The sequence below is a fragment of the Peribacillus sp. GL_122 genome (genome assembly GCF_057835005.1).
In genome coordinates, this window is sequence record NZ_CM174415.1 from 118,931 (window position 1) to 140,193 (window position 21,263).

Annotated in this window: 21 protein-coding genes and 1 other annotated feature; all 21 genes read left to right on the top strand. The window is 40.9% G+C overall.

The genetic code is table 11. The features are described 5' to 3' along the window. Positions 1 to 218: 218 nt before the first annotated feature. The 21 genes from nusG (at position 219) to rpsC (ending at position 21,263) form a co-directional block, all read left to right on the top strand. Positions 219 to 752 (top strand): transcription termination/antitermination protein NusG, encoded by a 534-nt coding sequence (gene nusG, locus AC3ISB_RS00635; protein WP_048677866.1) that lies wholly within the window; start codon positions 219 to 221, stop codon positions 750 to 752. Positions 753 to 926: 174 nt separating this feature from the next. Continuing rightward, the gene (gene rplK / locus AC3ISB_RS00640) at positions 927 to 1,352 is read left to right on the top strand and encodes a 50S ribosomal protein L11 (RefSeq protein ID WP_034305057.1); all 426 of its coding nucleotides are present in this window, start codon (positions 927 to 929) and stop codon (positions 1,350 to 1,352) included. A 104-nt stretch (positions 1,353 to 1,456) separates the two neighbouring features. Then, the gene (rplA, locus tag AC3ISB_RS00645) at positions 1,457 to 2,152 is read left to right on the top strand and encodes a 50S ribosomal protein L1 (protein WP_057276474.1); all 696 of its coding nucleotides are present in this window, start codon (positions 1,457 to 1,459) and stop codon (positions 2,150 to 2,152) included. A 46-nt stretch (positions 2,153 to 2,198) separates the two neighbouring features. Then, positions 2,199 to 2,349: a sequence feature (ribosomal protein L10 leader region), on the top strand. A gap of 39 nt (positions 2,350 to 2,388) precedes the next feature. After that, a complete protein-coding gene (rplJ, locus tag AC3ISB_RS00650) occupies positions 2,389 to 2,889 on the top strand; it encodes a 50S ribosomal protein L10 (protein ID WP_063235792.1) in 501 nt (166 codons plus the stop codon). Between the two features lie 63 nt (positions 2,890 to 2,952). Further along, positions 2,953 to 3,312: a 50S ribosomal protein L7/L12 gene (gene rplL, locus AC3ISB_RS00655; RefSeq protein WP_053349071.1), complete on the top strand. Its 360-nt coding sequence runs from the start codon at positions 2,953 to 2,955 to the stop codon at positions 3,310 to 3,312. 192 nt (positions 3,313 to 3,504) lie between these two features. Further along, entirely contained in the window at positions 3,505 to 4,110 is a 606-nt protein-coding gene (locus AC3ISB_RS00660; protein ID WP_260288212.1) for a class I SAM-dependent methyltransferase, read from the top strand. Positions 4,111 to 4,348: 238 nt separating this feature from the next. Beyond that, positions 4,349 to 7,918, top strand: coding sequence for a DNA-directed RNA polymerase subunit beta (gene rpoB, locus AC3ISB_RS00665; protein ID WP_048677874.1), 3,570 nt, complete (start codon positions 4,349 to 4,351; stop codon positions 7,916 to 7,918). Positions 7,919 to 8,102: 184 nt separating this feature from the next. Then, on the top strand, positions 8,103 to 11,702 hold the full coding sequence (rpoC, locus tag AC3ISB_RS00670; protein ID WP_098373566.1) for a DNA-directed RNA polymerase subunit beta': 3,600 nt from the start codon (positions 8,103 to 8,105) through the stop codon (positions 11,700 to 11,702). 293 nt (positions 11,703 to 11,995) lie between these two features. Further along, complete coding sequence (locus AC3ISB_RS00675) at positions 11,996 to 12,244, top strand: 50S ribosomal protein L7ae-like protein (protein ID WP_034305040.1); 249 nt, start codon at positions 11,996 to 11,998, stop codon at positions 12,242 to 12,244. A gap of 104 nt (positions 12,245 to 12,348) precedes the next feature. Further along, positions 12,349 to 12,771, top strand: coding sequence for a 30S ribosomal protein S12 (gene rpsL, locus AC3ISB_RS00680; protein WP_034305038.1), 423 nt, complete (start codon positions 12,349 to 12,351; stop codon positions 12,769 to 12,771). A gap of 41 nt (positions 12,772 to 12,812) precedes the next feature. Further along, positions 12,813 to 13,283 carry a 30S ribosomal protein S7 gene (gene rpsG, locus AC3ISB_RS00685; protein ID WP_034305035.1) on the top strand — a complete coding sequence of 157 codons (471 nt, stop codon included), beginning with the start codon at positions 12,813 to 12,815 and terminating at the stop codon, positions 13,281 to 13,283. Positions 13,284 to 13,327: 44 nt separating this feature from the next. After that, the gene (fusA, locus tag AC3ISB_RS00690; RefSeq protein ID WP_061440380.1) at positions 13,328 to 15,406 is read left to right on the top strand and encodes an elongation factor G; all 2,079 of its coding nucleotides are present in this window, start codon (positions 13,328 to 13,330) and stop codon (positions 15,404 to 15,406) included. A 120-nt stretch (positions 15,407 to 15,526) separates the two neighbouring features. Continuing rightward, entirely contained in the window at positions 15,527 to 16,714 is a 1,188-nt protein-coding gene (gene tuf, locus AC3ISB_RS00695; RefSeq protein WP_034305030.1) for an elongation factor Tu, read from the top strand. A gap of 422 nt (positions 16,715 to 17,136) precedes the next feature. Further along, positions 17,137 to 17,445 (top strand): 30S ribosomal protein S10, encoded by a 309-nt coding sequence (gene rpsJ / locus AC3ISB_RS00700; RefSeq protein WP_019244375.1) that lies wholly within the window; start codon positions 17,137 to 17,139, stop codon positions 17,443 to 17,445. Positions 17,446 to 17,485: 40 nt separating this feature from the next. Then, positions 17,486 to 18,115: a 50S ribosomal protein L3 gene (rplC, locus tag AC3ISB_RS00705; protein WP_034305028.1), complete on the top strand. Its 630-nt coding sequence runs from the start codon at positions 17,486 to 17,488 to the stop codon at positions 18,113 to 18,115. A 25-nt stretch (positions 18,116 to 18,140) separates the two neighbouring features. Then, on the top strand, positions 18,141 to 18,764 hold the full coding sequence (gene rplD, locus AC3ISB_RS00710; RefSeq protein WP_053349064.1) for a 50S ribosomal protein L4: 624 nt from the start codon (positions 18,141 to 18,143) through the stop codon (positions 18,762 to 18,764). Then, positions 18,764 to 19,048 carry a 50S ribosomal protein L23 gene (gene rplW / locus AC3ISB_RS00715; protein ID WP_063595512.1) on the top strand — a complete coding sequence of 95 codons (285 nt, stop codon included), beginning with the start codon at positions 18,764 to 18,766 and terminating at the stop codon, positions 19,046 to 19,048. The genes rplD and rplW overlap by 1 nt, the downstream gene beginning before the upstream one ends. Positions 19,049 to 19,074: 26 nt before the next feature. After that, positions 19,075 to 19,905, top strand: a complete 831-nt coding sequence (gene rplB, locus AC3ISB_RS00720) for a 50S ribosomal protein L2 (protein ID WP_063595511.1) — start codon at positions 19,075 to 19,077, stop codon at positions 19,903 to 19,905. Between the two features lie 60 nt (positions 19,906 to 19,965). Continuing rightward, complete coding sequence (gene rpsS, locus AC3ISB_RS00725; protein ID WP_034305018.1) at positions 19,966 to 20,244, top strand: 30S ribosomal protein S19; 279 nt, start codon at positions 19,966 to 19,968, stop codon at positions 20,242 to 20,244. 17 nt (positions 20,245 to 20,261) lie between these two features. Continuing rightward, on the top strand, positions 20,262 to 20,603 hold the full coding sequence (gene rplV / locus AC3ISB_RS00730) for a 50S ribosomal protein L22 (RefSeq protein ID WP_034305017.1): 342 nt from the start codon (positions 20,262 to 20,264) through the stop codon (positions 20,601 to 20,603). A gap of 3 nt (positions 20,604 to 20,606) precedes the next feature. After that, the gene (gene rpsC / locus AC3ISB_RS00735; RefSeq protein WP_034305014.1) at positions 20,607 to 21,263 is read left to right on the top strand and encodes a 30S ribosomal protein S3; all 657 of its coding nucleotides are present in this window, start codon (positions 20,607 to 20,609) and stop codon (positions 21,261 to 21,263) included.

Below are 21,263 nucleotides of genomic sequence, written 5' to 3' on the forward strand. Positions count from 1 at the left end.
GTGTCAGCAGAAAAGCCCGGAAACGGGTTTTTTAATTTGTCTTTTTTAATAAGTGAAGAAGCTCAAAATCGAGCACTGCTGTAATATGAATCATCACAATATTTTCTAGTTAAGTCAGGATGACGCTGGTATGGTTTTTTGGCTAAAACGTTCAAAGATAAAGATTAATAAAGAAAATGATTGATTGCAGGGAGGGAAGGACGTTAAAGTCCTAACACATGGAAAAGAATTGGTATGTAGTTCACACCTATTCAGGTTATGAGAACAAGGTTAAGGCTAACTTGGAAAAACGTGTTGAAACTATGGGGATGGAAGACAAGATCTTTCGCGTTGTAGTTCCAGAAGAAGAAGAAACAGAAGTGAAAGATGGCAAAAAGAAAGTGACTAAAAAGAAAGTATTTCCAGGTTATGTATTGGTTGAGATCATCATGACGGATGATTCATGGTACGTTGTCCGGAATACGCCTGGCGTAACAGGTTTCGTAGGTTCATCTGGAGCTGGGTCAAAACCGACTGCATTGCTTCCGGAAGAAATTGAAGTCGTCCTTAAACGAATGGGCGTTGATGAGAGCAAAATCGAAGTTGATTTTGAAATCGGTGATACGGTTCAAGTTAAAGAAGGACCTTTCGCAACCTTTGCAGGGCCGATTGAAGAACTTGATAAAGACAAAGGGAAAGTAAGGGTCCTAGTCAATATGTTCGGTCGTGATACACCGGTTGAACTTGATTTTAATCAAGTGGAAAAATTATAAACGGAAAAAAACTTGAAATTGCCTTTAGAAAGTGGTAAAATTTCAAAGGTCAGTATGTTTCAATTTTTAGGCCTCAACGATACAAGCATTCTTTATTAATATATAAAGAATTCAAGATGAGTGGGAGGGTATTACCCTATTACCACATCACGGACTTATAAGGAGGTGTGTCTCGTGGCTAAAAAAGTAATTAAAATGGTTAAATTGCAAATTCCTGCTGGTAAAGCGAATCCGGCACCGCCAGTCGGTCCTGCATTAGGTCAAGCTGGTGTAAACATCATGGGATTCTGTAAGGAGTTCAACGCTCGTACAGCAGATCAAGCTGGTCTAATTATTCCTGTTGAAATCACGGTATTTGAAGACCGTTCATTTACATTCATTACAAAAACTCCGCCGGCTGCAGTATTGCTTAAGAAAGTAGCTGGTATCGAGTCTGGTTCTGGTGAACCTAACCGTAATAAAGTTGCTACAGTCAAGCGTGATCAAGTGCGCGAGATTGCTGAAACTAAAATGCCTGACCTAAACGCTGCAAGCGTTGAAGCTGCAATGCGTATGGTTGAAGGTACTGCTCGCAGCATGGGTATTGTCATCGAAGACTAATCCATGTAATTGCTATTTGTTTCTACGGGGTTGCGATTGATACTCGCAACCTTTATTCGTGGGAGGTCATTCCGTTAAAACCACAATTTAGGAGGATTTATATCATGGCGAAAAAAGGTAAAAAGTATCTTGAAGCAGCTAAGCTTGTAGAAGTTTCTAAGGCTTATGCTGTAACTGAAGCAATCGAAGTTGCTAAAAAAGCAAACTTCGCAAAATTCGATGCGACTGTTGAAGTTGCTTTCCGTTTAGGCGTAGACCCTAAGAAAGCTGACCAACAAATTCGTGGAGCAGTTGTTCTGCCGAATGGTACTGGTAAAACTCAACGCGTATTAGTATTCGCTAAAGGCGAAAAAGCAAAAGAAGCTGAAGCTGCTGGTGCTGACTACGTTGGCGAATCTGACTACATCAACAAAATCCAACAAGGATGGTTCGAATTCGATGTAATCGTTGCGACTCCAGACATGATGGGTGAAGTTGGTAAACTTGGCCGTGTATTAGGACCTAAAGGATTAATGCCTAACCCTAAAACTGGCACAGTAACATTCGACGTAACAAAAGCTGTTAATGAAATCAAAGCTGGTAAAGTTGAATACCGCGTAGATAAAGCTGGAAACATCCATGCTCCAATCGGTAAAGTATCTTTCGAGGATGCTAAACTAGTGGAAAACTTCACTACTATCTATGATACATTAATGAAAGTTAAACCTGCGGCTGCTAAAGGAACTTACATGAAAAACGTTTCTGTAACAACTACAATGGGCCCTGGCGTGAAAGTTGATCCTTCTACTTTCAATAAATAATTGACATTCCAAAACTATTATTGTTATAATAAGTTTTGTTGTGAATAAATGAATATCATTTGTACCGTAGACAGTAGGTGCTCGTTACGAGCTTAATTCCCTGCCGAGGTAATTCGATAATAATAGTCCTTGACTATGACTTTTGAAATTACTGCCTTCATGTCTGCAATAGAGATGAAGGCTTTTTCTTTGAAACGGTATAAATGTTTTCAAGCAAATCTACAGGAGGTGTAAGGATGAACGCAATTATTGAACAAAAGCAAAAAATCGTTGCTGAGATTACTGATAAATTAACTGCAAGCCAATCAACAGTAGTTGTTGACTACCGTGGATTGACTGTTGCTGAATTAACAGAACTTCGTAAGCAACTTCGTGAAGCTGGCGTTGAGTTTAAAGTTTACAAAAACTCTATGACTCGCCGTGCTGCGGAAAGTGCTGAACTTAGCGCTTTGAACGAATCATTAACAGGACCAAACGCAATTGCATTCTCAACTGAAGATGTTATTGCGCCAGCAAAAATCCTTAACGATTTTGCGAAAAAACATGAAGCTTTAGAAATCAAAGCTGGAGTTATCGAAGGAAATGTTGCAACTGCTGAAGAAATTAAAGCTCTTGCAGAACTACCTTCACGCGAAGGCCTACTTTCAATGCTACTCAGCGTGCTACAAGCACCAATGCGCGGACTTGCTCTTGCTACAAAAGCAGTTGCAGATCAAAAAGAAGAACAAGGCGCGTAAGCTAATCGCTTATTTAGCCTAATGATTCAAAAAAAAACCAACCATTTCGAGGAGGAAATAACAATGACTAAAGATCAAATCTTAGAAGCAGTTAAAAACATGACTGTTTTAGAATTAAACGACCTTGTAAAAGCAATCGAAGAAGAATTTGGCGTAACTGCTGCTGCACCTGTAGCTGTAGCTGCTGCTGGTGGCGCTGCTGCTGAAGAGCAAACTGAGTTTGATGTAATCCTTACATCTGCTGGAGATCAAAAAATCAAAGTTATCAAAGCTGTACGTGAAGTAACAGGTCTTGGACTTAAAGAAGCAAAAGAACTTGTTGACAACACTCCAAAGGCAATCAAAGAAGGCGCTTCTAAAGAAGAAGCTGAAGAAGTTAAAGCTAAACTTGAAGAAGTTGGAGCTGGCGTTGAAGTTAAGTAATCTTGCATAAAAAAAAGCTCGCTATCACTGGCGGGCTTTTTTCTTCATTTTAAAGAAATGACGAAAAAAAGCCGTTAATGGTTTGATTAATAGGGTTTAGTTATTCAAACATTCTGGCGTGCAAGCATCCATTCTTCAATTCTCTTCTCTCATTAAATCTTCAATATTCCTTTCTGATAGGGGGAGATGACTCTGACAGAGCATTACTACTCACATAAACCGGATGTCGTAAGTAATCCGAAATTTTGGGATTTCACATTAAAGGGACGTACATTTCGCTTCAAAAGTGATAATGGTGTTTTTTCGAAAAAGGAAGTTGATTTCGGATCGCGTCTTTTGGTTGAGAGTTTTAACCTTGATGAAGCTGTGGAAGGAGATATTCTCGATGTTGGTTGCGGATATGGACCAATCGGAATATCGATTGCGGCAGCTTATCCCGATAGAACGATAGAAATGATTGATATAAATAGCAGGGCAGTTGAATTGTCAAAAGAGAATGCGGCTTCTAATGGGATCGCAAATGTGAAGATATACGAAAGTGATCGTTTTGACAAAGTTGCCTCCAATCAATTCGCGGCGATTCTTACGAACCCTCCCATTCGCGCAGGTAAAAGTGTAGTCCACGAAATTTTAGAAGAAGGCTATCGCAGTTTGGTAGCTGGTGGAGAATTATGGGTTGTTATTCAAAAAAAACAAGGGGCTCCATCCGCAATGGATAAAATGGAGCAATTATTTGGAAATGTTGAAGTGCCCGTTAAGAAAAAAGGTTACTATATACTATTATCCAAAAAGGTTTGACTCTAAATTTTCGCTATGTTAGTATTATAAAATGCATATATATAATTCCGTAACTATGCAATTTTTATACCATTGATGTATAATCAATGGATAATATGGAAAAAATATATAAATAATAGTTCGTTTTATGAGAAATAGTGGTTTTTAAAATAAAAACCATTTTCTTTTTGTCTATGGAAATGATTCCTTTTCCGAGGCAAATGGATCCTTATAACGCTTGATTTAAGGGGTGAATCAGTTGACAGGTCAACTTGTTCAGTATGGACGACACCGCCAACGTAGAAGTTATGCAAGAATCAGTGAGGTTTTGGATCTTCCGAATCTGATTGAAATTCAAACAGCTTCTTATCAATGGTTTCTAGATGTAGGTTTAAAGGAAATGTTCCAGGATATTTCTCCTATTGAGGATTTTACAGGTAATTTATCGTTAGAATTCATCGATTACAGCTTAGCTGAGCCGAAGTATTCTGTGGAAGAAACAAAAGAACGCGATGTTACGTATTCTGCACCACTTCGTGTGAAAGTGCGCCTTGTTAACAAAGAAACAGGGGAAGTGAAAGACCAGGATGTATTTATGGGCGACTTCCCGCTGATGACTGAAACAGGTACATTTGTCATCAATGGTGCTGAACGGGTAATTGTATCCCAATTAGTGCGCTCACCGAGTGTTTACTACAACGGGAAAATGGATAAAAACGGTAAGCTTGGATTCTCTGCGACCGTTATTCCTAACCGTGGCGCATGGCTCGAATATGAAACAGACGCCAAGGATGTTGTGTATGTTAGGATCGACCGCACCAGGAAATTACCGATCACGGTATTGATGCGTGCCCTTGGATTCGGAACAGATCAAGAAATCATCGATTTGATCGGAGACAACGAATATCTTCGCAACACTCTTGAAAAGGATAACACCGAGAGTGTAGAAAAAGCATTACTAGAAATCTATGAGCGTCTACGCCCAGGTGAACCGCCTACTGTCGAAAACGCGAAAAGTCTTTTAGTATCACGCTTTTTTGATCCGAAACGTTATGATTTAGCTAATGTAGGCCGTTATAAAATTAATAAAAAACTGCATATCAAGAACCGTTTATTCGGACAACGTATTGCAGAGACTTTGATTGATCCTGAAACAGGTGAAATCATCGTTGAAAAAGGGACAATGCTTGATCGTCGGACTCTTGATAGGATCCTGCCTCATATCGAAGGTGGAATCGGATTCAAAACATTCCATCCATCAGGCGGTGTAGTAGAGGAAGAAACTCTTCTTCAACCTATTAAAGTGTTTGCACCAAACGATGCTGAAGGCGAAAAAGTGATCAATATCATCGGTAATGCCTATGTGACCGACCAGGTCAAAAACATTACACCGGCTGATATCATTTCTTCCATCAGTTATTTCTTTAATTTATTGCATGGTGTGGGAATCACGGATGACATTGACCATTTAGGTAACCGTCGTCTGCGTTCCGTTGGTGAATTGCTGCAAAACCAATTCAGAATTGGTTTATCCCGTATGGAGCGTGTTGTCCGTGAAAGAATGTCCATTCAGGATACGAATACAATTACTCCACAGCAACTAATCAACATTCGCCCGGTCATTGCATCCATTAAAGAGTTCTTTGGAAGCTCACAGCTTTCCCAATTCATGGATCAAACGAACCCGTTGGCTGAATTGACGCATAAACGTCGTCTATCTGCATTGGGACCTGGTGGTCTGACACGTGAGCGTGCTGGCTTTGAAGTACGTGACGTTCATTATTCCCACTATGGCCGCATGTGTCCGATCGAAACGCCTGAGGGACCGAATATTGGTTTGATTAACTCATTATCCAGTTTCGCAAAGGTTAACCCATATGGCTTCATTGAAACACCATACCGCCGTGTGGACCCTGAAACAGGTAAAATCACAAGCCAAATTGACTACTTAACAGCTGATGAGGAAGATAATTATGTAGTTGCCCAAGCGAATGTACGACTGTCAGATGACGGCTCATTCCTTGATAATGATGTTGTTGCACGTTTCCGCGGTGAAAATACCGTTGTTCCGCGTGACCGCGTAGATTACATGGATGTATCTCCTAAACAGGTTGTATCTGCTGCGACAGCATGTATTCCTTTCTTGGAAAATGATGACTCCAACCGTGCCCTTATGGGAGCGAACATGCAACGTCAAGCAGTTCCTTTGCTGCAACCGGAAGCCCCTCGAGTAGGAACGGGTATGGAGTATGTTTCAGCGAAAGACTCCGGTGCTGCTGTAATCTGTAAACACCCTGGTATCGTAGAGCACGTTGAATCACGTGAAGTATGGGTACGTAGGGTAAGTGAGGTTGACGGACAGCAAGTAAAAGGAAACCTTGATAAATACCGTCTATTAAAATTCATTCGTTCCAACCAAGGAACGTGCTATAATCAACGCCCTATCGTAAGTGTTGGCGACAACGTTGTAAAAGGTGAAATTCTTGCTGATGGTCCTTCAATGGAAAAAGGTGAGTTGGCACTTGGACGTAACGTATTGGTTGCCTTCATGACATGGGATGGATATAACTATGAAGATGCCATCATCATGAGTGAACGATTGGTTAAAGATGATGTGTACACTTCCATTCATATTGAAGAATATGAATCTGAATCACGCGATACAAAATTAGGACCTGAAGAAATCACACGTGATATCCCTAACGTAGGGGAAGATGCGCTTCGTAATCTTGATGAGCGCGGAATAATCCGTGTGGGTGCTGAAGTGAAAGACGGAGACCTTCTCGTTGGTAAAGTCACGCCTAAAGGTGTAACGGAACTGACTGCTGAGGAACGTCTATTACATGCAATCTTCGGTGAAAAAGCACGTGAAGTAAGGGATACATCACTTCGTGTACCTCACGGCGGCGGCGGAATCGTTCTTGATGTTAAAGTATTTAACAGAGAAGACGGCGATGAACTGCCTCCTGGTGTAAACCAACTCGCACGTGTATATATCGTTCAAAAACGTAAAATCCATGAAGGCGATAAAATGGCTGGACGACATGGTAACAAAGGGGTAATCTCCAGGATTCTTCCTGAAGAAGATATGCCTTATTTACCAGACGGCACTCCAGTCGACATCATGTTAAACCCATTGGGTGTACCTTCACGTATGAATATCGGTCAGGTGTTGGAGCTTCACTTAGGTATGGCTGCACGCGCACTTGGCATTCATGTAGCATCTCCTGTATTCGATGGTGCTACTGAGGAAGATGTTTGGGGTACGATTGAAGAAGCCGGGATGTCCCGTGATGCAAAAACTGTCCTTTATGACGGCCGTTCAGGTGAAGCATTCGATAACCGTGTATCAGTCGGTGTCATGTATATGATCAAACTGGCACATATGGTCGATGATAAACTTCATGCACGTTCAACTGGACCTTACTCCCTTGTTACGCAGCAACCACTTGGTGGTAAAGCGCAATTTGGTGGACAGCGTTTCGGTGAGATGGAAGTATGGGCACTTGAAGCTTATGGTGCTGCTTATACATTACAAGAAATCCTAACCGTTAAATCAGATGATGTCGTAGGTCGTGTTAAAACGTACGAAGCGATCGTCAAAGGTGAAAATGTCCCTGAACCAGGCGTTCCTGAGTCCTTCAAAGTATTGATTAAGGAGCTTCAAAGTTTAGGATTGGATGTTAAAATTCTCAATGCCGAAGATCGTGAAATCGAAATGCGTGACTTGGAAGATGAAGATGAAGCCAACCAAGCAGACAAATTAAGCCTTGATTCAGAAACTAAAGATATGGTTGCTTCCGAAGTAGGGGCACCTGTCAAAGAATAAAATTAAATATAAACATATCTAGTTATATATTACCTGCTCTGACTGGCAGCGAGATGTTCGTTTGAAGATCATGCTGCCTTGTTAGAGCCTTATTGATTCAATCAACCATCATCCGGTGTAAGATTGCCTGATATTTGACGGCAATCAAGGGTTAAACCTGGAGATTAAAAGGGAGGTAGGCCCCTTGTTAGACGTTAATAATTTTGAGTATATGAAAATTGGTCTTGCTTCACCAGACAAGATTCGTTCTTGGTCCCATGGAGAAGTTAAAAAACCAGAAACAATCAACTATCGTACGTTAAAGCCAGAAAAAGACGGTTTATTCTGTGAGAGAATTTTTGGACCTCAAAAGGACTGGGAATGTCATTGCGGAAAATATAAACGTGTTCGTTATAAAGGCGTAGTCTGTGACCGTTGTGGCGTTGAAGTCACTCGTGCTAAGGTACGTCGTGAGCGTATGGGTCATATTGAGCTGGCAGCTCCAGTTTCACACATATGGTATTTTAAAGGAATTCCTAGCCGTATGGGACTTGTGCTTGACATGTCTCCACGGGCTTTGGAAGAAGTTATTTACTTTGCATCTTACGTCGTAACTGAAACGGGCGATACAACTTTAGAAAAGAAACAGCTTCTTTCTGAAAAGGAATATCGTACATACCGTGAAAAATACGGTAAGAAATTCCAAGCTGCCATGGGTGCGGAAGCTATTAAAAAACTTTTACAAGATATTGATACGGAAAAGGAAGTAGAGTCGTTGAAAGAGGAGCTTAAAACAGCTCAAGGACAACGCAGAACCCGTGCAATCAAACGCTTGGAAGTGCTTGAAGCATTCCGTAACTCCGGAAATGAGCCTTCATGGATGATCCTTGACGTGCTTCCGGTCATTCCACCGGAACTTCGTCCTATGGTTCAACTTGATGGAGGACGTTTTGCCACATCTGATCTAAATGATTTATATCGCCGTGTTATCAACCGTAATAATCGATTGAAAAGATTACTGGATCTTGGAGCACCAAGCATTATCGTTCAAAATGAGAAGCGTATGCTGCAAGAAGCTGTCGATGCTCTTATCGATAATGGCCGTCGGGGCCGTCCGGTAACTGGACCTGGTAACCGTCCGTTAAAATCTTTATCTCACATGTTAAAAGGTAAACAAGGCCGTTTCCGTCAAAACCTTCTTGGTAAACGTGTTGATTATTCTGGCCGTTCCGTTATCGTAGTCGGACCAAACTTAAAGATGTACCAATGTGGTCTTCCGAAAGAAATGGCGATTGAATTATTCAAACCATTCGTTATGAAGGAGCTTGTTCAAAGAGGTTTAGCGCATAACATCAAATCCGCTAAGCGTAAAATTGAACGTTTATCTCCTGAAATATGGGATGTACTAGAAGAAGTTATTAGAGAACACCCAGTACTATTGAACCGTGCACCGACACTTCATAGACTTGGTATCCAAGCATTTGAACCAACGTTGGTTGAAGGTCGCGCAATTCGGTTGCATCCGCTCGTATGTACAGCTTACAACGCTGACTTTGACGGTGACCAAATGGCGGTCCACGTTCCTCTATCTTCTGAAGCCCAAGCCGAAGCACGCATGCTTATGCTTGCAGCACAGAACATTTTGAACCCTAAAGATGGTAAACCTGTCGTTACACCTTCTCAAGATATGGTATTAGGTAACTATTACTTAACATTGGAAAGAGAAGGCGCTATCGGTGAAGGTATGATCTTTAAAGATACAAGTGAAGCATTACTTGCATACCAAAACGGATATGTACACTTGCATTCCCGTTGTGCTGTACATGCATCGTCACTAAATAATGAAACATTCACTGAAGAACAAAACGGCCAACTTCTAATTACCACTGTCGGTAAATTGATCTTCAATGAAATTTTACCAAAATCATTCCCGTATATTAACGAACCAACACGATATAATTTGGAAACGAAAACTCCGGAGAAATATTTTGTGGAAAAAGGCGCTAATATCCCTGAATTGATTGAGGCTCAACCTGCTATTGATCCTTTCAAGAAAAAAATTCTTGGAAATATCATTGCGGAAGTCTTTAAACGCTTTAAAATTACCGAAACATCCAAAATGCTTGACCGGATGAAAGATCTTGGATTCAAATATTCGACAAAAGCTGGTATTACCGTTGGTGTGGCTGATATTGTCGTTTTAAAAGAAAAACAAGGAATCATTACTGAGGCTCAAACCAAAGTGGATAATGTCTTGAAACAATTCAGACGCGGTCTTATTACTGAGGATGAGCGTTATGATCGCGTCATTTCAATTTGGAGTGCTGCCAAGGATACCATTCAGTCCAAACTTATGGACTCACTGGACCGACGCAACCCAATCTTCATGATGAGTGACTCCGGTGCCCGTGGTAATGCTTCCAACTTTACGCAGCTTGCGGGTATGCGTGGTTTGATGGCCAACCCGGCTGGACGTATCATTGAATTACCGATCAAATCAAGTTTCCGTGAAGGTTTAACAGTGTTGGAGTACTTCATCTCTACACATGGTGCGCGTAAAGGTCTTGCCGATACAGCACTTAAAACAGCCGATTCCGGTTACCTTACTCGTCGACTTGTTGACGTTGCCCAAGATGTTATCATCCGTGATGACGATTGTGGAACCGACCGCGGCTTGAAAATTTCAGCCTTGAGAGAGGGCACTGAAATAATTGAGCATCTTGAAGAGCGCCTAATTGGCCGTTATGCAAGAAAAGCGATCAAACATCCAGAAACAAATGATGTAATCGTGGCTGAAAATGATCTTATTACTGAAGATCTTGCTAATTATATTGAATCACTTGGAATTGAAACAGCATGGATCCGTTCTGCCTTTACATGTAACACCAGCCATGGTGTATGTAAAAAATGTTATGGACGCAACTTGGCTACAGGTCAAGAAGTTGAAGTGGGCGAAGCAGTCGGTATTATTGCCGCTCAATCAATCGGAGAACCTGGTACACAGTTAACGATGCGTACATTCCATACAGGTGGGGTTGCTGGGGATGATATCACTCAAGGTCTTCCTCGTATCCAAGAAATATTTGAAGCGAGAAATCCTAAAGGTCAAGCTGTCATTTCCGAAATCGAAGGAACGATTGTTTCGATTAATGAAATTCGGGATAAACAACAGGAAATCGTTGTTCAAGGTGCAGTTGAATCACGCACATATACTGCGCCATACACTGCCCGTTTAAGAGTAACTGTTGATACTCCTGTCCGTCGTGGTGAAGAGTTAACAGAGGGTTCCATCGATCCGAAAGAATTGCTTAAGGTTACAGACGTGCTTACTGTTCAGGAATACCTGCTTCATGAAGTTCAAAAAGTATACCGGATGCAAGGTGTTGAGATCGGTGATAAACATATCGAGGTAATGGTTAGACAAATGATGCGTAAAGTCCGTGTGCTTGATGCAGGCGAAACTGAAGTGCTTCCAGGAACATTATTGGATGTTAACCAGTTCACTACTGCAAACACAGATGCATTGCTGACTAACAAATTACCAGCTACAGGTCGTCCAGTATTGCTAGGTATCACAAAAGCATCTCTAGAAACGGATTCCTTCTTGTCCGCCGCGTCATTCCAAGAAACAACCAGAGTCTTGACTGATGCAGCAATAAAAGGAAAACGTGATGAATTGCTTGGACTTAAAGAAAATGTCATCATCGGTAAACTTGTCCCTGCAGGAACGGGAATGCTTAGATACAGAAAAGCAAACCCTGTCGTTGTTGGTGATGAAAGTGCCGATACAGTAACAGTGGATTAAAGGAAAAAGGACCAGCTCAATAATTTAAACTGAAAACCGCACTCCTGTTTCCTATTGGAGCTGAAGGATCAGAATTTATTGAGCTGGTCTCTCTTATTACTCATGGCTGACTGAACAGCCTTACGAGGATCAGAAATATTTCCTTTAGGCAAATTGATTATCTTAATAGAATTATGTAAGGAAAACCTTTTGCTGAAATTATTTTCTTGAAAGAAGTTGACAGTATCCGACTAATAATGATACTATAGCAAAGGTGCTCCTATGTTACCCTGTAACTTTGGAGGATATGGACCATGTCTTATGAAAAAGTAATACAGGCAAAGTCAGTGATTATAGGGACGAAACAAGCAGTTAGAGCTCTTAAAAACAATTTAATTCAAGAAGTTATCATCGCTGATGATGCAGATATATACTTGACTGGGCGTGTCGTTGAGACCGCCAAAGAATTGGATGTTCCTATCACATATGTTGATTCGATGAGAATGCTTGGCAAAGCATGTGGTATTGATGTCGGAGCAGCAACTGTTGCCATTAAAAAGTAAAAATGTTTTTGCAATTATATTTGCAAAGACTTTGTTTTTACCCATTTATGAACCACCTGGATGTGTGGTACTAGAAATGAAAACGTGAAGGGAGGAAAAATGTAATGCCTACTATTAATCAATTAGTGCGTAAAGGACGCGAGTCTAAAGAGGTTAATTCAAAATCTCCAGCACTTAACAAAGGCTACAACAGCTTTAAAAAAGCACAAACTAACGTATCATCTCCGCAAAAACGTGGTGTTTGCACTCGTGTGGGTACTATGACACCGAAAAAACCAAACTCCGCGTTACGTAAATATGCGCGTGTACGTTTAACAAACGGTATCGAGGTAACAGCTTATATCCCAGGTATCGGTCACAACCTACAAGAACACAGCGTGGTTCTTATCCGTGGCGGTCGTGTAAAAGATTTACCAGGGGTACGTTACCATATCGTACGTGGTGCTCTTGATACAGCTGGAGTTAACAATCGTATGCAAGGCCGTTCTAAATACGGTACTAAGCGTCCGAAAGCAGCAAAAAAATAATCTCAAACAAAAATTAAACTTTCTTGAAAGGAGGAAATATAATGCCTCGTAAAGGACCTGTAACGAAAAGAGACGTATTACCAGATCCGATTTATAATTCTAAACTTGTGACTCGCTTAATCAACAAATTAATGGTTGATGGACAAAGAGGTAAATCACAAAAAATTCTTTACTCTGCATTTGATTTAATCAAAGAACGTACTGGCAATGAATCAATCGAAGTTTTTGATCAAGCACTTAAAAACATCATGCCTGTATTAGAAGTAAAAGCACGCCGTGTAGGTGGAGCTAACTACCAAGTACCAGTTGAGGTGCGTCCAGACCGCAAATCAACTCTAGGACTTCGTTGGTTAGTGAAATACTCTCGTCTTCGTGGAGAAAAAACGATGGAAGAGCGTTTAGCTTATGAAATCATGGATGCTGCTAACAATACTGGAGCAGCTGTTAAGAAACGTGAAGATACACACAAAATGGCTGAAGCTAATAAAGCATTCGCTCATTATCGCTGGTAAGATATATCACTATAAAATCCTTATAAAAGGAAGGAGAAAGACAAATGGCAAGAGAGTTCTCCTTAGCAAATACTCGTAATATCGGTATCATGGCTCACATCGATGCTGGTAAAACGACAACAACAGAACGCGTTCTATACTATACTGGTAAAATTCATAAAATTGGTGAAACACACGAAGGTGCTTCACAAATGGACTGGATGGAACAGGAACAAGAACGTGGAATCACGATCACATCCGCTGCAACAACTGCACAGTGGAAAGGTCACCGTGTAAACATCATCGATACGCCAGGACACGTAGACTTCACAGTTGAAGTTGAACGTTCATTGCGTGTACTTGATGGAGCTGTAGCTGTACTTGATGCCCAATCAGGTGTTGAGCCTCAAACTGAAACAGTTTGGCGCCAAGCTACAACTTACGGTGTACCACGTGTCGTATTCGTAAATAAAATGGACAAAATCGGTGCGGATTTCCTATATTCAGTTGGAACAATCCACGATCGTCTACAAGCTAATGCTCACCCGGTTCAGTTACCAATCGGTGCTGAAGATCAATTCTCTGCAATCATTGACCTTATTGAAATGAAAGCTCATTTCTATGCCAATGATCTAGGAACTGATATCACTGTTGGTGAAATTCCTGAAGAACATAGGGAATTAGCTGAAGAATACCGTGAAAAGTTAATTGAAGCAGTAGCAGAAGTTAATGAAGACTTAATGGAAAAATACCTTGGCGGCGAAGAAATCAGCATTGCTGAATTAAAAGCAGCTATTCGTACAGCAACTGTTAACGTTGAATTCTTCCCAGTTATCTGTGGATCAGCTTTCAAAAACAAAGGTGTTCAATTAATGCTTGATAACGTTATCGACTTCCTTCCATCTCCATTAGACGTGCCGGCTATTAAAGGTACTCTACCGGATACAGAAGATGAAGTAGAACGCCATTCAGATGATTCTGAACCGTTCTCCGCTTTAGCGTTTAAAGTTATGACTGACCCTTACGTTGGTAAACTTACATTCTTCCGCGTGTACTCAGGTACATTAGAATCAGGATCTTATGTAATCAACTCAACAAAAGGTAAGCGTGAACGTATTGGACGTATCCTTCAAATGCATGCAAACAGCCGTGAAGAAATCTCAACTGTATATGCAGGTGATATCGCTGCTGCTGTTGGTTTGAAAGATACTACAACTGGTGATACTCTATGTGACGACAAGAACCAAGTAATTCTTGAATCCATGGTATTCCCAGAACCAGTTATCTCACTGTCAGTTGAACCGAAATCCAAAGCAGACCAAGACAAAATGGGTCAAGCTTTACAAAAGCTACAAGATGAAGATCCAACATTCCGTGCGCATACTGACCAAGAAACTGGTCAAACGATTATCGCTGGTATGGGTGAACTTCACTTGGACATCCTTGTTGACCGTATGCGTCGCGAATTTAAAGTGGAAGCTAACGTTGGTGCTCCTCAAGTAGCATACCGTGAAACTTTCCGTGGTTCAGCTAAAGTTGAAGGTAAATTCGTTCGCCAATCAGGTGGTCGTGGACAATTCGGACACGTATGGATCGAATTTGGTCCAAACGAAGAAGGTAAAGGATTCGAATTTGAAAATGCTATCGTCGGTGGTGTAGTACCACGTGAATATATCCCTGCTGTACAAGCTGGATTAGTTGATTCACTTGACCGTGGTGTACTTGCTGGTTACCCGCTAGTCGACATCAAAGCAAAATTATTTGACGGTTCTTACCATGACGTTGACTCCAACGAAATGGCATTTAAAATTGCTGCATCAATGGCACTTAAAAATGCAGCATCTAAATGTAAGCCTGTCATCCTTGAACCAATCATGAAAGTGGAAGTAGTTATTCCAGAAGATTACCTAGGCGACATCATGGGAGATATCACATCTCGTCGTGGTCGCGTAGAAGGTATGGAAGCTCGCGGTAACACGCAAATGGTTAAAGCGATGGTTCCACTATCTGAAATGTTCGGATATGCTACATCTTTACGTTCTAACACTCAAGGACGCGGAACATTCTCTATGCACTTCGATCATTATGAAGAAGTACCTAAGAGCATTTCTGAAGAAATCATCAAAAAAAATAAAGGTGAATAATTGATTTTCATCTCTTATTAAAGTATAACTATCTTATGTAAGCTGTGATGGAAGAATTAGTCTTCTTTCACAGCCCTATATACTTAATCTTTTATTTATAATTTTAAGGAGGAATTCCTAATGGGAAAAGCTAAATTTGATCGTTCAAAACCGCACGTTAACGTTGGAACAATTGGTCACGTTGACCATGGTAAAACTACTCTAACTGCTGCAATCACAACTGTACTTGCTAAATCTGGTGGCGCAGAAGCTCGCGCTTATGACCAAATCGATGGTGCTCCAGAAGAAAGAGAACGTGGTATCACAATCTCTACTGCACACGTTGAGTATGAAACAGCTACTCGTCACTATGCACACGTTGACTGCCCAGGACATGCTGACTATGTTAAAAACATGATCACAGGTGCTGCACAAATGGACGGCGGTATCCTAGTAGTATCTGCTGCTGATGGCCCAATGCCACAAACTCGTGAGCACATCCTTCTTTCTCGTCAAGTAGGTGTACCATTCCTTGTAGTATTCATGAACAAATGCGATATGGTTGATGACGAAGAACTTCTTGAATTAGTAGAAATGGAAATCCGTGATCTTCTATCTGAATACGAATTCCCTGGCGATGACATTCCAGTTATCAAAGGATCTGCACTAAAAGCTCTTCAAGGAGACGAAGCTTGGGAAGAAAAAATTCATGAATTAATGGCAGCTGTTGACGAGTATATCCCAGAACCAACTCGTGACACTGAAAAACCATTCATGATGCCAGTTGAGGATGTATTCTCAATCACTGGTCGTGGAACAGTTGCAACTGGCCGTGTTGAGCGTGGACAAGTTAAAGTCGGTGACGTTGTTGACATCATCGGTTTCAACGAAGAGTCTAAACCAACAACAGTAACTGGTGTTGAAATGTTCCGTAAGCTTCTTGACTATGCTGAAGCTGGTGACAACATCGGTGCACTACTTCGTGGTGTATCCCGTGAAGATATCCAACGTGGACAAGTACTTGCTAAACCAGGTACAATCACTCCACACACAAAGTTCAAAGCTGAAGTTTATGTTCTTTCTAAAGAAGAAGGTGGACGTCACACTCCATTCTTTACAAACTACCGTCCTCAGTTCTACTTCCGTACAACTGACGTAACTGGTATTTGTAACCTTCCAGAAGGCGTAGAAATGGTTATGCCTGGAGACAACATCGAAATGACTGTAGAACTTATCGCTCCAATCGCTATCGAAGAAGGTACTAAATTCTCTATCCGTGAGGGTGGACGTACTGTAGGCGCTGGCGTAGTTGCTACAATCACAGAGTAATTGATTCATAAAACAATATTGGAAGGGACGCCTTCCGGGAGAAGCAGATGGGACGCCATCTGCTTCTTTTCTATTTTCTAAAGGTTTTTCATTTTTTTCTTCTATAATATCGGTAAAAAAATTAGTGGATTTATTAAGTTTCATGATGATTTTCGAATTGAAGAAAATGGATATGAAAGACCATGTAGAATCTACTTGTAAATACTTGTGATAGTATGTATAATAATAAAAGTGTGTTGCACAAGAAAAGTTTAAGTTTAACTTGCATTTTACTTGTGCATTATGTATAATAGACAATGTTGGTCTTTGACTGCGATGATATGGAAGGTTGCTGACACACCCGGCCGCTTTGCCATGGCGAGTGTGTGGGAAATTTCCATTGAGAAGGTCTATTTTAAAATAGGCGAAAAGGAGGGAAAATTATGGCAAAACAAAAAATTCGTATCCGTTTAAAAGCATATGATCACAGAATTCTTGATCAATCTGCTGAGAAAATTGTTGAAACTGCAAAACGTTCTGGTGCGGCTGTATCTGGTCCAATTCCATTACCTACTGAAAGATCGGTATATACGATCCTACGTGCGGTTCATAAATACAAAGATTCTCGTGAACAATTCGAAATGCGTACGCATAAACGTCTAATCGACATCGTTAATCCAACTCCACAAACAGTTGATTCATTGATGCGTTTAGATTTACCATCAGGCGTTGACATTGAAATCAAATTATAATTCATATAAATATGAACAATTACTCTAGGAGGTGTGACTTATGACCAAAGGAATCTTAGGAAGAAAAATCGGTATGACTCAAGTTTTTGCTGAAAACGGTGAACTTATTCCGGTAACAGTTATCGAAGCTGCTAATAACGTGGTTCTTCAAAAGAAAACTGTTGAAACTGATGGCTATGAAGCAGTTCAAGTTGGTTTTGAAAACAAACGCGAAAAGCTTTCTAACAAACCTGAAAAGGGCCATGTTGAAAAAGCAAATACTACTCCTAAGCGCTTCATTCGCGAATTCCGCGGAACGGATCTTACTGAATATGAGATCGGTCAAGAAGTCAATGTTAGTATTTTCGCTGAAGGCGATTTAGTAGATGTATCAGGAATTTCAAAAGGTAAAGGTTTCCAAGGCTCTATCAAGCGTCATGGACAATCTCGCGGACCTATGTCTCATGGTTCTCGTTACCACCGTCGCCCAGGTTCAATGGGTCCTGTAGCTCCAAACCGCGTATTCAAAGGTAAACTATTACCAGGACGTATGGGTGGAGAACAAATTACTGTTCAAAACTTAGCTATCGTTAAAGTTGATGTTGAACGCAACCTACTATTGATCAAAGGTAATGTACCTGGTGCTAGAAAAGCATTGATCAAAGTTAAAACTGCTGTTAAAGCAAAGTAATTTCTGAGAAAGGAGGAGCAATAGAATGCCAAAAGTTACATTGTTCAACCAAACAGGTTCACAAGTTGGCGACATCGAACTAAATGAATCCATCTTTGGTATCGAACCTAATAATCATGTATTATTTGAAGCAATCATCATGCAACGAGCTTCCTTACGTCAAGGAACTCATAAAGTTAAAAACCGTTCTGAAGTTGCAGGCGGTGGACGTAAACCTTGGAAACAAAAAGGAACTGGACGTGCGCGTCAAGGTTCTATCCGTTCTCCACAATGGCGTGGCGGTGGCGTTGTTTTTGGACCTACTCCAAGATCTTACGCTTACAAGCTACCTAAAAAGGTACGTCGTTTAGCTATTAAATCTGCATTGTCTGCAAAGGCATTGGAAGAGAACATTTTGGTACTTGAAAGCTTGTCTTTCGAAGCTCCAAAAACAAAAGAATTTGTAGCAGTACTTAAAAATCTTTCTGTTGATACTAAAACGTTAGTTGTTACTGACGGTTTAGATGAGAAAGTTGCTCTTTCTGCACGTAACATCCCTGGTGTTACTGTAGTTGAAGCTGTTGGTCTTAACGTTCTTGATGTTGTTTCACACAACAAATTGATCTTGACTAAATCAGCTGTCGAAAAAGTAGAGGAGGTGCTTGCATAATGGATGCACGCGATATCATTAAGCGCCCCGTAATCACTGAACGCTCTTCAGACGTAATGGCTGAAAAGAAATATACTTTTGAAGTTGATGTTAAAGCTAATAAAACTCAAGTTAAAGATGCTGTTCAAGAAATTTTCGGCGTTAAAGTTGAGAAAGTAAACATCATGAACTACAAAGGTAAATTCAAACGCATGGGCAAACATGCAGGCTATACTAACAAGCGCCGTAAAGCTATTGTTAAATTAACTGCTGACAGCAAAGAAATCGAGCTATTCGAAGCTTAATTCATTAGAGAAGGAGGGAAATACAAATGGCGATTAAGAAGTATAAACCTACCTCTAACGGTCGACGTAATATGACAACTTCGGATTTTGCTGAGATCACTACAGACAAACCGGAAAAATCATTACTTGCTCCTTTACACAGCAAAGGCGGCCGTAATAACCAAGGTAAGTTAACAGTTCGTCATCAAGGTGGCGGCCACAAGCGTCAATACCGTATCATCGATTTCAAACGGAATAAAGATGGTATACCTGGACGCGTTGCTACTATTGAGTACGATCCAAATCGTTCTGCAAACATTGCATTAATTAATTACGTTGATGGAGAAAAACGTTATATCCTAGCTCCGAAAAACCTAGAAGTAGGTTTGGAAGTTATGTCAGGTCCAGAAGCTGACATTAAAGTGGGTAACGCTCTACCTCTTATTAACATCCCAGTTGGTACAGTAATTCATAACATCGAACTTAAACCAGGAAAAGGTGGACAATTAGTCCGTTCAGCAGGAACATCTGCTCAAGTACTTGGTAAAGAAGGTCGTTATGTACTTGTACGTTTAAACTCAGGTGAGGTTCGTATGATTCTTGCTACTTGCCGTGCTTCAATCGGTCAAGTTGGTAATGAACAGCATGAACTTATCAACATTGGTAAAGCTGGCCGTAACCGTTGGTTAGGTAAACGCCCAACAGTTCGTGGATCTGTAATGAACCCGAATGATCACCCACACGGTGGTGGTGAAGGTAAATCTCCAATCGGACGTAAATCACCAATGTCTCCATGGGGTAAACCTACTCTTGGATTCAAAACTCGTAAGAAGAAAAATAAATCCGATAAATTTATCGTACGTCGTCGTAAAAAATAACGGGATTGAGCTACGGTTCATATATAGAACCGTAGAACAGTCACGAAGGGAGGTACTCGCATGGGTCGTAGCTTAAAAAAAGGGCCTTTTGTTGATGATCATTTATTGGTAAAAGTTGAAAAATTAAATGAAGCTGACAAGAAACAGGTAGTAAAAACTTGGTCTCGTCGCTCAACAATCTTCCCGCAATTCATCGGACACACAATCGCCGTTTATGACGGTCGTAAGCATGTGCCGGTTTATGTAACAGAAGATATGGTAGGTCACAAACTAGGCGAATTCGCGCCTACACGCACTTATAAAGGTCACGCAAGTGATGACAAGAAAACAAGACGTTAATGAGAGGAGGGCATCTCATGCAAGCTAAAGCTGTCGCTAAAACAGTTCGTATTGCTCCTCGTAAAGTGCGTTTAGTCGCAGATTTAATTCGAGGAAAACAAGTAGGTGAAGCAGTAGCGATTCTTCGCTTAACACCAAAATCTGCTTCTCCAGTCGTAGAAAAAATTCTGAAATCTGCTATCGCAAATGCAGAACACAACTACGAAATGGATATTAATAACCTAGTCGTTTCAGAGGCATACGTTAACGAAGGACCAACATTAAAACGTTTCCGTCCTCGCGCTCAAGGTCGTGCGAGTGCTATAAACAAACGTACTAGTCATATTACAATCGTTGTATCAGAAAAGAAGGAGGGGTAATCTGTGGGTCAAAAGGTAAATCCAATCGGTATGCGTATCGGGATAATCCGTGACTGGGAATCCAAATGGTACGCTGATAAAGACTACGCAGTTCTTTTGCATGAAGACATTAAAGTTCGTGAATATATCGCGAAACGTCTAAATGATGCTTCAGTTTCAAAGGTTGAAATCGAACGTGCAGCTAACCGTATCAATGTATCTGTCCACACTGCTAAACCAGGAATGGTTATCGGTAAAGGCGGTACTGAAGTCGAAGCACTTCGTAAAGCTTTGAACCAGCTGACTGGCAAAAGAGTTCATATCAATATCATCGAAATTAAAAGAGCAGATCTTGACGCAAAATTGGTTGCTGAAAACATCGCTCGTCAATTAGAGAACCGTGTTTCATTCCGTCGCGCTCAAAAGCAAGCTATCCAACGTACTATGCGTTCTGGAGCAAAAGGAATCAAAACTCAAGTTTCTGGTCGTCTTGGCGGTGCTGATATTGCTCGTGCTGAACATTACAGCGAAGGAACAGTTCCACTTCACACACTTCGTGCAGACATAGATTATGCTCATGCTGAAGCAGATACTACTTACGGTAAGCTAGGCGTGAAAGTTTGGATCTACCGTGGAGAAGTTCTTCCTACTAAGAAGAAATCTGAGGAAGGAGGAAAATAA